The 14333-nt window shown below is 38.1% G+C and carries 21 protein-coding genes; 18 read left to right on the top strand and 3 right to left on the bottom strand.

Translation table 11 applies throughout. The features are described 5' to 3' along the window. The first annotated feature begins 375 nt into the window (after nt 1-375). From PGZ10_RS15075 to PGZ10_RS15090, 4 genes are read left to right on the top strand one after another with little or no spacing between them, the layout of a single operon-like run. The gene (locus PGZ10_RS15075) at nt 376-726 is read left to right on the top strand and encodes a hypothetical protein (RefSeq protein WP_055156125.1); all 351 of its coding nucleotides are present in this window, start codon (nt 376-378) and stop codon (nt 724-726) included. 40 nt (nt 727-766) lie between these two features. Then, the gene (locus PGZ10_RS15080; RefSeq protein WP_055156124.1) at nt 767-1450 is read left to right on the top strand and encodes a TIGR00266 family protein; all 684 of its coding nucleotides are present in this window, start codon (nt 767-769) and stop codon (nt 1448-1450) included. An 18-nt stretch (nt 1451-1468) separates the two neighbouring features. Beyond that, complete coding sequence (locus tag PGZ10_RS15085; RefSeq protein WP_270541741.1) at nt 1469-2209, top strand: hypothetical protein; 741 nt, start codon at nt 1469-1471, stop codon at nt 2207-2209. A gap of 40 nt (nt 2210-2249) precedes the next feature. Continuing rightward, nucleotides 2250-3728, top strand: coding sequence for a hypothetical protein (locus tag PGZ10_RS15090; RefSeq protein WP_270541744.1), 1479 nt, complete (start codon nt 2250-2252; stop codon nt 3726-3728). A 274-nt stretch (nt 3729-4002) separates the two neighbouring features. Here the strand turns inward: PGZ10_RS15090 and PGZ10_RS16970 are convergent, their stop codons facing one another. Further along, nucleotides 4003-4413, bottom strand: coding sequence for an IS3 family transposase (locus PGZ10_RS16970; protein WP_416387132.1), 411 nt, complete (start codon nt 4411-4413; stop codon nt 4003-4005). Between PGZ10_RS16970 and PGZ10_RS15095 the strand changes: the two genes are divergently transcribed. From PGZ10_RS15095 to PGZ10_RS15130, 8 genes are all read left to right on the top strand, one after another. Then, nucleotides 4296-4856: a hypothetical protein gene (locus tag PGZ10_RS15095; protein WP_243014570.1), complete on the top strand. Its 561-nt coding sequence runs from the start codon at nt 4296-4298 to the stop codon at nt 4854-4856. The genes PGZ10_RS16970 and PGZ10_RS15095 overlap by 118 nt on opposite strands. Nucleotides 4857-4910: 54 nt before the next feature. Next, nucleotides 4911-5234 carry a hypothetical protein gene (locus PGZ10_RS15100; RefSeq protein WP_004613237.1) on the top strand — a complete coding sequence of 108 codons (324 nt, stop codon included), beginning with the start codon at nt 4911-4913 and terminating at the stop codon, nt 5232-5234. A 73-nt stretch (nt 5235-5307) separates the two neighbouring features. Beyond that, complete coding sequence (locus PGZ10_RS15105; protein WP_005342006.1) at nt 5308-6054, top strand: alpha/beta hydrolase; 747 nt, start codon at nt 5308-5310, stop codon at nt 6052-6054. Nucleotides 6055-6112: 58 nt separating this feature from the next. Then, nucleotides 6113-6442 carry a hypothetical protein gene (locus PGZ10_RS15110; RefSeq protein WP_118217427.1) on the top strand — a complete coding sequence of 110 codons (330 nt, stop codon included), beginning with the start codon at nt 6113-6115 and terminating at the stop codon, nt 6440-6442. Nucleotides 6443-6480: 38 nt separating this feature from the next. Continuing rightward, nucleotides 6481-6864: a DUF6483 family protein gene (locus PGZ10_RS15115; RefSeq protein WP_022350569.1), complete on the top strand. Its 384-nt coding sequence runs from the start codon at nt 6481-6483 to the stop codon at nt 6862-6864. A 328-nt stretch (nt 6865-7192) separates the two neighbouring features. After that, nucleotides 7193-7348: a hypothetical protein gene (locus PGZ10_RS15120; RefSeq protein ID WP_270541746.1), complete on the top strand. Its 156-nt coding sequence runs from the start codon at nt 7193-7195 to the stop codon at nt 7346-7348. 114 nt (nt 7349-7462) lie between these two features. After that, on the top strand, nt 7463-8179 hold the full coding sequence (locus tag PGZ10_RS15125) for an AAA family ATPase (RefSeq protein ID WP_270541749.1): 717 nt from the start codon (nt 7463-7465) through the stop codon (nt 8177-8179). 47 nt (nt 8180-8226) lie between these two features. Further along, nucleotides 8227-8373, top strand: a complete 147-nt coding sequence (locus tag PGZ10_RS15130; RefSeq protein WP_008373708.1) for a hypothetical protein — start codon at nt 8227-8229, stop codon at nt 8371-8373. 105 nt (nt 8374-8478) lie between these two features. On the opposite strand, the gene PGZ10_RS15135 is transcribed toward PGZ10_RS15130, so the two are convergent. Further along, nucleotides 8479-8832, bottom strand: a complete 354-nt coding sequence (locus tag PGZ10_RS15135) for a cupin domain-containing protein (RefSeq protein ID WP_020993869.1) — start codon at nt 8830-8832, stop codon at nt 8479-8481. Between the two features lie 142 nt (nt 8833-8974). On the opposite strand from PGZ10_RS15135, the gene PGZ10_RS15140 reads away from it, so the two are divergent. The 6 genes from PGZ10_RS15140 (at nt 8975) to PGZ10_RS15165 (ending at nt 12990) form a co-directional block, all read left to right on the top strand. Then, nucleotides 8975-9307 (top strand): winged helix-turn-helix transcriptional regulator, encoded by a 333-nt coding sequence (locus PGZ10_RS15140; RefSeq protein WP_008373705.1) that lies wholly within the window; start codon nt 8975-8977, stop codon nt 9305-9307. Nucleotides 9308-9450: 143 nt separating this feature from the next. After that, nucleotides 9451-9888 (top strand): radical SAM mobile pair system MarR family transcriptional regulator, encoded by a 438-nt coding sequence (locus PGZ10_RS15145; protein ID WP_004853467.1) that lies wholly within the window; start codon nt 9451-9453, stop codon nt 9886-9888. Beyond that, complete coding sequence (locus PGZ10_RS15150) at nt 9885-10265, top strand: hypothetical protein (RefSeq protein WP_118198906.1); 381 nt, start codon at nt 9885-9887, stop codon at nt 10263-10265. The genes PGZ10_RS15145 and PGZ10_RS15150 overlap by 4 nt, the downstream gene beginning before the upstream one ends. Continuing rightward, nucleotides 10253-11161 (top strand): radical SAM mobile pair protein B, encoded by a 909-nt coding sequence (locus PGZ10_RS15155; RefSeq protein WP_270541750.1) that lies wholly within the window; start codon nt 10253-10255, stop codon nt 11159-11161. The genes PGZ10_RS15150 and PGZ10_RS15155 overlap by 13 nt, the downstream gene beginning before the upstream one ends. Before the next feature lie 544 nt (nt 11162-11705). Continuing rightward, complete coding sequence (locus tag PGZ10_RS15160; protein WP_117557584.1) at nt 11706-11903, top strand: hypothetical protein; 198 nt, start codon at nt 11706-11708, stop codon at nt 11901-11903. A gap of 88 nt (nt 11904-11991) precedes the next feature. Then, a complete protein-coding gene (locus PGZ10_RS15165) occupies nt 11992-12990 on the top strand; it encodes an aromatic acid exporter family protein (RefSeq protein WP_270541752.1) in 999 nt (332 codons plus the stop codon). A gap of 80 nt (nt 12991-13070) precedes the next feature. On the opposite strand, the gene PGZ10_RS15170 is transcribed toward PGZ10_RS15165, so the two are convergent. Further along, a complete protein-coding gene (locus tag PGZ10_RS15170) occupies nt 13071-14279 on the bottom strand; it encodes an MYG1 family protein (RefSeq protein WP_270541753.1) in 1209 nt (402 codons plus the stop codon). Nucleotides 14280-14333 lie beyond the last annotated feature (54 nt).

Genomic DNA, 14333 nt, shown 5'->3' on the forward strand with positions numbered 1-14333 from the left:
ATTTTGGGGCTTTTGACCCTGGCATCATGTCATTAAGTTAAGATGACCAATCAAGATCTTAGCATCAGAAATGATGCTAGGGTCTTTTTTTTGTTTGCCGATAGATCTCTTTTATATTTTCACAAAAAGATATTGCGTATATATAGCGGAGAGATAAGGATAAAACGCTATATATAGTATACTAATCGTTCGTATTTTGGTGAATAAGCATAATATACGAATGGCGACCATAGTATTTGCTTTCTGAATCTGCTACGCTTTTATTACGAAATGGTGGCCGCCCGATCAGAGAAAAAAATAAAGGCAATGGGTAAGGAGGGAGAACAGAGAATAGGATGGTGATAGAGCAAAGAGGTTAACAAGGAGGTTAAAAATGTGGAATATATTACGAAAAAGGATTTAATAGATTGTTCTACGCCGGATGAGTTTTGCTTTTCACTATGCTGCATGGAATGTAAAACAGTATGGAAAAGTACACCAATTCGTTTTTCCAGAGCGGGGAAAAAACCGGAAAATGAAAATCGGAAGATTATTTATGATACACTTTATGAACGGGAAAAGAATTTAGCATTTCAAAAAGCATTGAATCAGGCGAAAGAGATCTTTAATATTTGTCCGATATGTAAGCGTCTTGTATGTGACCATTGCTTTTTAATCTGTGATGATCTGGATATGTGTGTGCAATGTGCTACAAAGCTTAATGAAAAAGGTACTGTTGTAGGATGAAAACAAAAAAGAAAAATGAAAAAGAAAGGAGAACTTTGTTATGAAAAAATATGAGATTTTAGGAGGAAATTTACCAGTTGTTGTATGTGAATTATCAGCAGGAGAATCTATGATCACAGAAAGCGGAAGTATGAGCTGGATGAGCCCGAACATGAAAATGGAGACGATTTCCGGAGGCGGAATGAAGAAAATGTTCGGCAGACTGATGTCTGGTGATTCTGCGTTTCAAAACAGATATACCGCAGAAGGTGCAGACGGAATGATTGCATTTGCATCAAGTTTTCCGGGAGCGATCAAAGCATTGGAGATTAGCAACGGTCACTCCATGATCGTGCAGAAGAGTGCATTCCTTGCTTCAGAAGAAGGCGTAGAACTGTCCATGCATTTTCAGAAAAAATTAGGGAAAGGCATATTTGGAGGAGAAGGTTTCATTATGCAGAGATTGAGCGGAAATGGAACCGCGTTTGTAGAAATTGATGGACATGCAGTGGAGTATGATTTGAGTGCAGGACAGGAAATTTTGATCAGTACGGGGTACTTAGCGGCAATGGAAGAAACCTGCACTATGGATGTTGTAGCTGTAAAAGGAGTAAAAAATATGCTGATTGGAGGAGAAGGCATTTTTAATACCGTTGTGAAAGGACCGGGAAAGGTGATCTTGCAGACAATGCCAATCAGTAAGGTAGCAGAATTGCTGACTCCGTTTTTTGCAGATAAGAAATAGTTGAAAGGGAAGAGGCTTATGAGAAAAAAATTGAATTTGTTATTTGGACTGGTGCTTATTATCAGTATGATAGCGCTGATTGGTTGTGGAGGCTCCGGAAAAACAGGAGAGAAGAACCCGTATGAAGGAAAATGGGTAGCGGTGTCCGCTCAGATGATGGGAATGTCTGTCAGTATAGATGAAACTTTCGGAGGTGCTTTTGAATTTGAAGTAAAAAACAACGGAAAAGTTTCCTTTTCAGTTGGAGACACTACCGGGAATGGAAAATGGTCTGTCGAAGATGATCAGTTTATCTTGAGCATCGAAGGAGAAGAGATGGTGGGAATCATCGGAAAAGATATTATTTCTTTTGATAATATGCTCGAGATGGGAGTAAAGGTGATTTTTGCAAAGGATGGAACAGATGCAATGGATCCTTCGCTCTATCTGACAGAGGAGGAAAGTGCAGTCATAGGTGAGTGGGCTGCAGAAAGCGTGGAAGAACTTTTAGGAGACGGACCTCAGACTTCTATGGAAGGAGTAGACAACATCAATGATGCACTGCGTCTTGATTTCAAAAGTGACCGTAATGTAACAGTTATTTATAAAGGGGAGGAGATTGGGACTTTCCCATGGTCAGTTGCACTGGGATATTGTTCGATTGAATCAGAAAATCCATCTCTTACAGTGATGATAAATGACGATGGTACTTTGAAAGTAGACTACAGTGATGATGATGACTACTATACATTCCACTGTGTAAAAAGCGACAGTGAATAACTGAAAAGGATGTGGAAATCATGATGGGAGGGAAGACGCCATGAAAAAGAAACTGTGGTGTGTGCTGTGTATCATGATATGCATGATGATGACAGCGGCATGTGGACAAAAAAAGAATCCGGAGAAGAAAAAATCGGAAAAAGCAGAGCAGGAAGAAACAGAATTTAAAGACAGAGAAAGTCTTAAATTAAGTTTATTTACAGTGTATTATCCGAAGGCATGGAACTACGATAAAGAGAATATGAAGAAAGATGAAGAATATTCTTACGTTAGATTTTTTGATGGAGATACAGTAGATGGATCCGAGAATGTCATTTCTATAGAAGCGACCAAGGAGGATTCATATACATATCGAAAGAGTTTAATTGCCTTTGGAGTGGATTTAGAGGCATATGCTGAAGGAAAAATGGACACTGTAACAATAGGAAATGCAGAATATACAGCAATGCCGGAAAGTAATTCCATAGAAAAAACGTATATGTATCGTTATGAACAGTCTGGCACATCCTATGATATCAGAGTAAGAGGACAGGAAATAGATGATTCTGACAAAGAATTGTTAGAAGGAATTGTGCTGAAATTAGAGGATGAAGGAAATAAAGACGCACCATGGCCATGGGAGGGAGAGCCTGTTGAACCTGTATTGGCAGAGCAGATGGTAGGTTCTTATACAATCGTTCCGGAATATATCCCATTTAAAGAAGCACAGGGAGTTATGCAGATTATGGATCATCAGTTTGTAAAACAGGGCAATCAAGTGTTCCATTTGCTGGAGAACAAACTGGATACTTATGAATATTCAGAAAGTGGACTTGAATTCGTATCTTCGATGGAATTAGACGATGATTTTGAATATTTGTCTGGGGACAGCAGTGGAATGTTATATCTTTCGCCTGGAATTGGAGATGTAATTGGCGTAAAAGATGGGAAAAAGGCACTTCAGACAACAGTAGACGGAGATCTGAATATGCATCCATCCGGAGAATGGGGAATCAGTTTCTGGGTGAACAGTGATACTCAGAAGATTGCGAATCAAGGCGGTAACCTGACGGCAGAACCGTGGATACTGACCGGATTAAATAAAGATGAAGAACGCAAGGGACTGTTTTCTATGATAGATGACGTACAGATCACGAATAGTCATATTATGGTTGCCGGCTCCATGGCTGTGGAAGATGAAGGCACAAAAATTGTTGTCTATGATTATGATGGCAATCAGCTTTTGAAATTAGGTGGAGAAGATATCAGTTCTCCGGACAAGCTCGGTTCCATTACAGGCATGGCGGAAACAGAAAATGGTTTTGTGGCTGCAGATGGAAATATGCGTGAAATACAATTTTGGGCAAAAGATGGAACGCACGTAGGTGCAATTTCTACAGAGGACATATTTGGTGTCAGTTATCCATGGCTGGAAGATATGCAGCTTTTAGATGACGGCTCTCTGTTAATTATGCTGACACAGGAACGAGACGACGGATCAGCAAATGAATTGATGTTTTTCAGATTGACAGGATTTTAATTGAAAAAATAAAAATCGCTTGCCGGCAGAAATTTATCTGCCGGCAAGCGATTTTTCTGTTTCCTGTTTCCAATATAAAGGTAGAATTTTATCACATCAGTGAATCAATTTTCATATTTATCGTATACAGATATATACAACATAAATGGCATAGAGGATTAACATCAGGATCCCCTCCTTTTTATCGAGTGCTTTTTTGGTCCATGCCATAATTGGTCCTATGTCAAGAAAAAGTACAAATTAAATGTAACCAATTTCCCATTTTTTGTAATTGTTAACTCGCTAAGTTTGTTACGTCCGTTTCCAAGTTTTTCAGATATTGTTCCTCATATTCATTTGGAGACAAATATCCACAATGACTATGAATACGGACTGTATTATAGAATGTTTCAATATATCTGGACTGTTTTGCTTTTTCAATTACGACAGTAGTGTTTGTACTCCTTCCGCATATCGGTATGGGGATAGTTGCAGTGCTTGAGGTCGTGAAATGTGGATTACAGGATTTTATCCTGGGATGATGGTGGAAAACTTTTGAGTATGCTATACATAGAAAGGCAAAAATAGATGATGGAAGAATTATATAAAGTGATGGACGATTTACTGGATGTAGAATTTCAGATGAAATCAGGGATAGATCTCCTGAAAGAATTGGAAGAGTTTTATTTGTCGAATCCTGAAACAAAAGCGTCTGAAGCAAGAAAACTTGCAGTGTTGATCAAGGGATATTTGCAGTCGATGAAGTCAAATATTCGAGAAATCATTCGTTATATTGATGATACAACACTTGAGAAATCAAATGAGGAAAAGAAAGACGAACAGGAAGCTGAGAGTACCATGTCAGAGAAAGTGCAAGAATTTGTAAATCTGACAATTACAGAGCATACGGGAAAAGCGTATTCGGAATGGAAGTTAAATCAGGATAAAGAGGCGGTAAGTGAGATTGATAAGAAATACCAGAAATTACTGGAAACGTTATCTCCAGAACAGGAAGAAGTGATTACGGAATACTGTAATGCAATTTTCAGCAGTGGAGCAGATACAGAAGAGTTTTTCTATCGGTTGGGATTAAAAGATGGACTGAATCTGAAAAATACGGTAAAATCTGTATTAGAAATGATATCATGAAATCGGAATTTATCAGAAAATGAGGAATAGTTGAAATGGAGGCGCTATAATAACATGAAGATTGAAGGGAACCAGAAAGAACTGGATGCAATGGTAGAATTTCATAAGGGAAACCGTGTCGAGGGGCTGAGACTGCAAGAAGAATTTGCAGCGGAATTTCGTAAGGAGTATAAAGACAAAGATCACTGTCCTTGCCTGAAAGCCTGTCGTTATCACGGAAACTGTAAGGAATGTGTAGCAATCCACAGAGCACATCAGGAACATGTTCCTAATTGTATGCGACCATTGATTAATAAAAAATTGAAATTGATGTCAGAATTAACAGAGCATACCTTGGCAAATGAAATAGAAGCTCCACATGAGATTTTAAGAAAATAGGCAAGTCAAATTCCCGTTTATTGGGAAGTCGCAGAGAACGAAAAATCGGAAGTTTACAGCGAGGTGAAAGAGGTTGAATTATGTAGAATATGGAAAAGAAAACAGCGATGTAATTATCCTCTTACACGGAGGCGGTTTATCATGGTGGAATTACAAAGAGGTTGCTGAAAGACTTCAAACAGATTATCATGTGGTTTTGCCTATATTAGATGGTCATGCAGGATGTGATAAGCAGTTTACAACGATAGAGAATAATGCTTTGGATATTATAGAATTTGTAAATAGCAAATTGGGCGGTTCTGTTTTAATGATGGGAGGACTATCGCTTGGAGGGCAGATTTTACTTGAAATTTTATCTCAACGCAAAGATATATGTAAGTATGCAATAGTGGAAAGTGTACTTGTGATACCTTCAAAATTTACATATTCTATGATTAAACCGGCGTTTGGAAGTTGCTATGGCTTAATAAAGTATAAGTGGTTTTCAAAATTGCAATTCAAATCACTACGAATAAAGTCGAATTTGTTTGATGAATATTACAAAGATACTTGTGCTATTAGAAAGAGTGATATGATTGCTTTTTTACAGGAAAACTCAGTATATTCACTAAAAGATGGCATTGGAGAGTGTGAAGCAACCGTTCAAATTTATGTTGGAGAAAAAGAAAAGCAATCAATGAAAAAATCTGCTAAAATCATTCATGAAAAATTGCAGGATAGTTTTATACAAGTTCTTCCTAATATGTATCATGGAGAGTTTTCAATAAACCACGCAGATGATTATGTGAGAAAACTATTAGAAATAGTAAAGCGAAGGTAACTTTCAGTCTTCAGCAGAGACTGAAAGCAACAGAAGATTTGAATTTTACGGAGGAATTATGGACAAGAAAAAGTATTGGATAATCCGATTATTCTTTGTGCTTTTTACAATATCCGTATCTGTTGCAATACTTCCTTGTGGAATAATAAATGTTCATGGCTTATTTGGTGAGGTAACCACATATGTAGTGGTCGAAGATAAAGAACAAGAAATTGTCAGTATCGAAGACGTAGACCATAAAAAAGTCCAAACTGTAAAAGGCATAAACATTCTCAATATTTGGTTTGAAATTCTGATAACGGTTGTATGCATCAGCTTTTGTGCTAATTTAATCCAACTACCACGAGGAGATACCATAGTTACATTAAAGGTTCGCATGGACGATTAAATCCTTTCTGCAAATAGAAAGTAGAAAGGAGAATAATTGTGTTTGAGCAAGATTATGTAATGAGACTCATTAAAGAAATGGTGCGAGCTATTTTAAAACTATTATTCAACATTGATACGGAGTCCCCAACAGTAGAATTGTTGGAAAATAAAGAAGAACAGGAAACATTGGAAAATCTGTTAGACATGGTTGACGCTGGAGAAATCAATGAAGCTGAAAATAGATTATATGATTTGACCAGTAATACAGATGTGAATAGTTTAGAAATTGCACTATTATTTTATTCCTATTTGAATGACAAAACAGACGATTTTTTAGAAGTAAATAACTTCAGCAGAGATGAAATCAAATTAGGTTTAGAAAATGTTGCTGATAGCTTTGGGCTAAGCAGTATTGCAAAAATGTTTTTAACAGACTTTTAATAGAAGTGTCTGGTTGTCAGTTGAATAAGATGACCAGACAATTCAAATTTACACATAATACAAAATTCAAGTTTTTGAAACTGAGAAATCTGAATTTAAGGAGGTCATATGAGTTTTACGATGTTATTGCTTCTCGCATACATAGTAATGAGTGTGGGAAGTTTTATCGCTTTTAAGCGAAAGCACAAAGCAATTGGTATAGCATTGCTGCTTGTAATAGTGCTTAGTGTCTTGATTTTACGATACCCTTCTTCAGGAAGGCGAATATACAAAAGAAGAAAAACTGTTTAAGAAAAAGACTGACACGTTTTCTGGTGTATATTGGTGCTTGACTACAGCGATTTACCTTGCATGGAGCTTCTGGACGATGAGCTGGGATATTACATGGATTGTATGGCCGGTTGCTGGTGTTTTGTTTGCAGCATTGCTTGGTGTGGTAAAAATGGTGTTGAAGAATGTCAGTGAAACTCAGCACTATATTTAAGATGGAGTTAAGTTTTTTTCGCATATTATACGCATCCTGAAATTCCAGTTGACCGAGTTCTTTAGAACGAAGGATTGGTGGATTAGAAAGTGTCTTTTACAGGAAGGTGATTAGATGAATGATCAATTCTTACAAGGGGTAATATTCGATTGGAATAGAATTGATAACGATAGTTATTTAAAGAAAATTAAGGCTTTTAAGGGGATTCAAAAACTTGATTTCAACAAAGCAATCACCTTTTTTGTCGGAGAAAATGGCAGTGGTAAATCAACTTTATTGGAGGCACTTGCCGTAGCACATGGTTTTAATCCTGAAGGTGGAACAAAGAATTATGTTTTTTCTACGCATGATACACATTCAGAGCTGTGTGATGCGATAAGAATTTCCAAAGGTTATCGGAAGGAAAAGTGGGGGTATTTTCTTAGGGCTGAAAGTTTTTATAATGTTGCAACGAAGGAAGAAGAATATGCAGATCTCGCACATCCTTCTGCCAAATATCATGAAAAATCACATGGAGAGAGTTTTCTCGCATTGGCACAGAACAATCTGCATCCAAATGGCTTGTATCTTTTTGATGAGCCGGAAGCTGCATTATCCCCACAGAGACAGCTTACATTGTTGATGCAAATATATAATTGTGCAAAAGAGGGAGCACAGTTTATTATAGTTACGCATTCGCCGATTTTGTTAGGAATACCAGATGCAGATATCTATTGTTTTGATAATGGACGCATACATCTGTGCGAATATGAGGATACAGAGAGCTACCAGGTAACAGAAATGTTTATAAACAACAGGCAGATGCTGTTGGATAGATTACTAACAGATTAGATAATAAAGAAATTGACAATTTCAAGTTTGTAACGAAGGTATTTGCGATGAAAGGAATTAAGATTGAGTTATTGGGGATTGCAATAATACCTTTAGGAATTGCTGTGACAACAAATAATTTTTGGGGATATGTCCTAGGTGTTCTTGGATTTGGCGTCGCTGTAGTTGGCTGTTTTCTAAAAGATAATCACTGATAACTTCTTGTTTGAAAAATTGAGAAAACGTAATATTGAACAAAAAGAAATGCACAGTTCTTAGCTTATCGTGAACTGTGCATTTTTGTAAATAAATACTTTTAATTAGCCGATTACGGCATCCTCTGCTGTAAAATGTTCCAGAGAATTTTCTTTTACCTGAATGCAGATATAAGTAATTCCAGAAATATCGGATGCAAAAAACTGACGCTTTGCAGTAGGTGCGATTTTTAGCCAGTCTCCAGTTGAAAGGCTAATTTCTTCTCCGTCAATTATGGCTTTGCCGTTACCTGAAAGAATTCCATAGATTTCTTCATTTTCTTTATGAGAATGAACAAATGGGACATTTGCTCCTGCAGGTAGTTCGTTTAAACTGATTTCTGCACCTGTTAAAGACAACTTTTCATGCAGCTCAATTCGGTTTTCCTTTCCAATAGTTGTTTTTGTGTAATTTGCCATAATAGTACCTCCATAGTTAATTTGTAGTTTCTGGTTGCTTGGTATTAGTATAGTGTGAGACACATACAAAAACAAGTACGCACCTTTTTGTAACTGTACACTCAAAAATGAATGTGTTACAATAGACTCGGAGGTGAGAATTATGCGAGCAAAAGAAGAATTACCGGAATGCCCAGTTGCAACAGCAGTATCTCTTATCGGAGGAAAATGGAAACTGCTGATTTTGCGTAACTTGAAAGAGCGTCCATGGAGATTCAATGAGCTACAACGAAGTATAGATGGTATTTCACAAAAGGTTTTGACAGATAGTTTAAGACAAATGATGAGTGATGGGCTGGCATATCGCCACGATTACCATGAGCAGCCACCGAGAGTTGAATACGGCTTAACGGAACTCGGAACAAAAATGCTTCCAATTGTTAATTCACTTGCTGACTTTGGTAACTACTATAAATCAATTATTGAACAGAATTAAGGACGTTAGTATTTGAAAAGCTTGAACAATTCAAGTTTGGAGAATTAAAAAAAATGGAATTTACCTATTAAGACATATAAACTGTTGACAATAAAGCTCCTATATAGTATGTTTTTAATAAACTACTATATAGGAGCTTTTGTATGGAAATGAATGGAGGATTTCTTGTCACCAAAATAAAACAGCTTGGAGACCGGATTTTCGAGAAGATTCTCAGTGAAAAGAATATTGATGCGTTTAATGGAGCCCAGGGACGTATTCTTTATGTGCTGTGGCAGGAGGATGGTATCTCAATCAGGTCACTCTCGACTAAATGCGGATTAGCGATAACATCTCTTACTACGATGCTGGAAAGAATGGAAAATCAAGGGCTGATAAGCCGTGTTCAGTCTGAAACGGACAAAAGGAAAACACTCCTGTTTCTGACTGAGAAAGCACATGCCTTAAAGGGCGAGTACGATTCTGTATCTGATGAGATGGGCAGTATTTACTACAAAGGTTTTTCAGAGGAAGAAATTACCCGGTTTGAGGAATGCCTTGACCGCATCAGAAAGAATCTTGAGGAGTGGCAGAAGTCATGAGTATTTGTATCAAAGATCAGATTCAGAACATGAATATTGTCATTGGCTGTACAGTGGGGTGGGCATATTGCTATGCCCGCAACAACGTGAAACGCTGGCATATGATTGATGACTTCGCTGGCCCTGAATTCTTTCCGGGTAAGCTCAAGATGATGGAAAAGAAACGTCCGCAGAACTTTCTTCTTACCGGCATGAGCGATCTCTCCGGATGGAAGCTGGAATGGGCATGGTCTCTGACGGACCAGGCACATAAGCTCGGCATTCCGGTGTTTATGAAGGAAGACCTTGTCCCTATCATAGGGGATGAAAATATGATTCAGGAAATGCCGGAAGAATTTAATAAAGTGTTAGAGGTACAGAAATCATGGAAGAAGTAATAAATGGAATCCTCATTCGTGAGGTGGAAACAAAGAACATCATGACTAAGTCCAGTCTGCCGGTAGGCGGTTACTCGGTCAATCCCTATGTGGGCTGTACACATGCCTGCAAGTATTGCTATGCTTCTTTTATGAAGCGCTTTACCGGGCACAAGGAGGAATGGGGCACTTTCCTTGATGTGAAGCATTGGACGGAAATTAAAAATCCGAAGAAATATGCCGGACAGCGGGTGGTCATCGGTTCTGTGACAGATGGCTACAATCCACAGGAGGAGCAATTCGGGAATACCAGAAAACTTCTGGAGCAGCTGATCGGCAGTGACGCAGATATTCTGATCTGCACAAAGTCGGATCTTGTGGTACGGGATATTGATCTGCTGAAGAAGCTTGGACGTGTAACCGTTTCATGGTCGATCAACACACTAGATGAAAATTTCAAGAACGATATGGACTCTGCTTCGAGCATTGAGCGCCGTATCGCTGCTATGAAGCAGGTATATAAAGCAGGTATCCGTACAGTCTGTTTCGTATCCCCGGTATTCCCCGGTATCACGGATTTTGAAGCAATCTTTGAGCGAGTAAAGGATCAGTGCGATCTGTTCTGGCTCGAAAATCTCAATCTTCGAGGCGGTTTCAAAAGGACAATTATGGATTATATCGCCGGAAAATATCCTGATCTTGTACCACTTTACGACGAGATCTATAACAAGCATAACCGCAGCTACTTTGAAGCACTTGAAGTAAAAGCTGAGAAAATGGCTAAGAAGTATGATTGTGCCTTTGTGGATAATGAAATGCCTTATGGCAGAGTCCCGCAGGGGCATCCGGTGATCGTAGATTATTTCTATCATGAGGAAATCCGTGGGACAGAGAATACCGGAAAAAGAAATCGCTAACTTTAAGTTTGTATATTTCATCAAAAGTTGCATATTTAAATAAACAAGGGGAGATGATAAAATGAAAGCTCATGAATATTGGTTCAGTCACTATGGTGTCAGGAGAAATCCTGGCATCTTTTTTTATGTCTTTTTGCACTTCAAAAAATAATTTCAAAAAATTTCTAAAATCATGTCCGATTTTGTCTCTCCCAATACAGAGTATATGCAGCTTTTTCTTTTCGTTCTTCGGCGAGTTTTTCTTTGAGATTTTCTTCACGCTTATCGTCGAATACAACGGCTGCATTATTCAAAAATTCTTTCTTCCATACTGATTTTAGTATATCAGATTCATTATAATCCGTCCGAAAAAGTGTCTAAATTTATGAGACCATTATAGGAGAGTAAAGATAAAAAAAGGTGGTTTATTAGTCTGATAATCGGTATAATAATGATTACAGGGATTATTTTGGATATTTGTAATATGAGCGTGACATGGATGTGTATGGTTCAGCTATGATCAGTCGGTTCCGAATGCATTATATATGACTGTGTATGCATCAAAGTGGCAGACGAAAAAAGGAACACAGCTAATGATACACAATACTATTATGATGTGAAAAACGAAAAAGTACTCATGATTTTTGACGGTATGGTTGATGGTGAAGATAATCCAGAGCTTATTGAAAAAATCGAAAATGCAATTCAAAATTATTTTTGGAGTGGAGCAGGTATGATAGAAGTAAGAAAATATTTGACATAGTTATCCTGCTCTCGGCATCATAAATATGGATACAAAATCAAGTGTACAGAATTTGTGGGGAGATACGCATGAAATTTCAGGAGGAACAATGAAAAGTAAAAAGATTGGGATGCAGGCACTAAAAATTGCGATAGGAAGCAGTCTGGCGATTTACATAGCCAATCTGTGTGGACTGAAGTATTCACTGGCTGCAGGAAGTGTTGCACTTCTTACAATGGTGACTACAAAGTGGAAAACTGTCAAATTATCGGTAGCGAGGGTTGTAACATTTATAATTTCAGTACTTATGGCACTTATTATATTCTCAGCAGTAAAATCAGAATGGATGGCATATGGTATTTATGTGTTTTTTGTGGTTATTATCGCAGAGATGCTTGGATGGGGAGCAACGATTTCCGTAAATGCACTGATCGGAATGCATTTTCTGGAAGTCAGAGATTTTGAATTTGATTTTATTGCAAATGAATTTATGCTGGTATTGATCGGAATTACGATGGCACTGGTCCTGAACTTGTTTTATGATTATGGAAGTCAGCGCAAGGCGTTGGTCGAAAATATGCGATATACGGAAGAGCGTCTGCAGATGATACTTGGAGAGATTTCGGCATATCTGGCGAATAAGGAAATGCAGAGAAATGTATGGGATGATATCTGTGCGTTGGAAAAAGAGGTTCAGGGCTTTATCCAGGATGCCTATGAATATCAGGATAATACGTTTCAGTCACATCCGGGATACTATATCGATTATTTTGAAATGCGTATGAAGCAGTGCAACGTGATCCATAACTTACATTATGAGATGAAGAAAATCAGACATATGCCAGATGAGGCAATGATTATTTCGAGTTATGTGTTTGATATGCTGGTATGCGTGAAGGAATATACAGTTCCGACAGCTCAGTTGGATGAACTACATGAACTTTTTGCGATTATCAGAAAAAATCCACTTCCAAAGACCAGAGAGGAATTTGAGAGCCGTGCGATGCTGTACCATATCCTGATGGATCTGGAAGAATTCCTTGTATTCAAAAGAAGGTTTGTGGATGGGCTGGATGATAAAAAGCGAAAATTATACTGGGATAATTAAGCTCTCATTTGTCAAAAAGAATGTGTTATGGCACATTCTTTTTGACACTTTCAGATCATCAAATTCCTGATAATAAAAAATCAGGAACCGGATGGGATACGGATAATAAGTTTTTCACCGTTTTTTGTAACAGAAGTAAGAACCGGGATATGCTTTTTGCGAAGCTGATGCACGACCGGGTAAATAGAAAACATATCTCCATCGACATAGACAGCTTCCGGTTTCGTTTTCAGCAGATCTTTTACCAGATCTTTGATATATTTTTTCCACTCTGTTTTTTTCATTTCTATTTCAGCATAAATTCCATTGATATCTAAAGCAGGGAGATCAGGCAGAGGTTTGTGGATAATTTTTACATGCGCGAGTTCTGGCAGTTTCATTAAAAGTGTGTCTGTAGAAGTGTCGGAACTGAGATTTACAAGGGTAATCTCGTCAGTAAAGGTATCCAGACTGATCTGACATGCTTTTCGTGCATCTTCTAAAGTAGCTGTAGTCATCAAAAAGCCGCCCTTGTGACAGAAAGAAGCACTCGAAAGACCGGTTTCTTTCTGGAGTTCTTCATTTTCCAGACCGAGCCATTCAGATGGAAAACTGCATTTATAATTCAGGGAATATTCTTTTTTCTGAGGCTGGATACAGTAACCACCGCGGTTGGATGGAAAAATAACGAAAGCGATATCTGTTTCGGAAAGACGTTTCTGGCATGGAATGAATTCAGGAAGGACCAGAATACGGGAATCAGCTTCAGGATTTTGTACTTCGAGAATTTCTTCGATCCGCTTGTCAGCACGTTCATTTCCAAGGTAACGGGCAAATTTATTGTCAAGGATCATTCCGGCAACACTGACTGCACGGAAAAAGGCTTCATCGGTTCCGCCATCTTCGTCCCAGGAAGGATTGAAGCTTCCAATCAGTGAAGCCAGTTCATTTTTTTCACCGGTATTATCATTATTATCCAGTGGCTGGACAAAAGCTTCGTCAAACTTAGCAGCAAGCTCTTCCCCCAGGATTTCGGTACCAAGTTCTTCCCAGAGAAGGCCGAATGCCGCGTAAGGGATGCCATTTTCACGGATGCGGCTGTCTTTCTGGTGATGGTCATATCTGCCGCGCCCCATGTCGAATATGATGCCGTCAAAGTCTTCGGGTACTTTATTACCACGAAGGATTGTAATTTCCGGATTTAAATATAATAACAATGCAGAGGAAAATACATCATCTGCGTGGAATTTTCCACTATGTGTAAATGCGGAAGCATCTTTTAGGCGGATCTTTTTTAATAATTCATTCATCTTAATCTCTCCAAATAAAAATAGTTTTGCTAATGTAATAATGTATAAGCAGAA

The organism is Coprococcus sp. AF102-57 (assembly GCF_027686195.1).
GTDB classification, from domain to species: domain Bacteria; phylum Bacillota; class Clostridia; order Lachnospirales; family Lachnospiraceae; genus Allocoprococcus; species Allocoprococcus comes.

What these genes read in the sequence shown, in the direction of transcription:
- PGZ10_RS15080 (WP_055156124.1), top strand. Translation starts at nt 767, where the DNA reads ATGAAAAAATATGAGATTTTAGGAGGAAATTTACCAGTTGTTGTATGT.
- PGZ10_RS15085 (WP_270541741.1), top strand. Translation starts at nt 1,469, where the DNA reads ATGAGAAAAAAATTGAATTTGTTATTTGGACTGGTGCTTATTATCAGT.
- PGZ10_RS15090 (WP_270541744.1), top strand. Translation starts at nt 2,250, where the DNA reads ATGAAAAAGAAACTGTGGTGTGTGCTGTGTATCATGATATGCATGATG.
- PGZ10_RS15095 (WP_243014570.1), top strand. Translation starts at nt 4,296, where the DNA reads ATGATGGAAGAATTATATAAAGTGATGGACGATTTACTGGATGTAGAA.
- PGZ10_RS15100 (WP_004613237.1), top strand. Translation starts at nt 4,911, where the DNA reads ATGAAGATTGAAGGGAACCAGAAAGAACTGGATGCAATGGTAGAATTT.
- PGZ10_RS15110 (WP_118217427.1), top strand. Translation starts at nt 6,113, where the DNA reads ATGGACAAGAAAAAGTATTGGATAATCCGATTATTCTTTGTGCTTTTT.
- PGZ10_RS15125 (WP_270541749.1), top strand. Translation starts at nt 7,463, where the DNA reads ATGAATGATCAATTCTTACAAGGGGTAATATTCGATTGGAATAGAATT.
- PGZ10_RS15130 (WP_008373708.1), top strand. Translation starts at nt 8,227, where the DNA reads ATGAAAGGAATTAAGATTGAGTTATTGGGGATTGCAATAATACCTTTA.
- PGZ10_RS15135 (WP_020993869.1), bottom strand. Translation starts at nt 8,832, where the DNA reads ATGGCAAATTACACAAAAACAACTATTGGAAAGGAAAACCGAATTGAG.
- PGZ10_RS15140 (WP_008373705.1), top strand. Translation starts at nt 8,975, where the DNA reads ATGCGAGCAAAAGAAGAATTACCGGAATGCCCAGTTGCAACAGCAGTA.
- PGZ10_RS15145 (WP_004853467.1), top strand. Translation starts at nt 9,451, where the DNA reads ATGGAAATGAATGGAGGATTTCTTGTCACCAAAATAAAACAGCTTGGA.
- PGZ10_RS15150 (WP_118198906.1), top strand. Translation starts at nt 9,885, where the DNA reads ATGAGTATTTGTATCAAAGATCAGATTCAGAACATGAATATTGTCATT.
- PGZ10_RS15155 (WP_270541750.1), top strand. Translation starts at nt 10,253, where the DNA reads ATGGAAGAAGTAATAAATGGAATCCTCATTCGTGAGGTGGAAACAAAG.
- PGZ10_RS15165 (WP_270541752.1), top strand. Translation starts at nt 11,992, where the DNA reads ATGAAAAGTAAAAAGATTGGGATGCAGGCACTAAAAATTGCGATAGGA.
- PGZ10_RS15170 (WP_270541753.1), bottom strand. Translation starts at nt 14,279, where the DNA reads ATGAATGAATTATTAAAAAAGATCCGCCTAAAAGATGCTTCCGCATTT.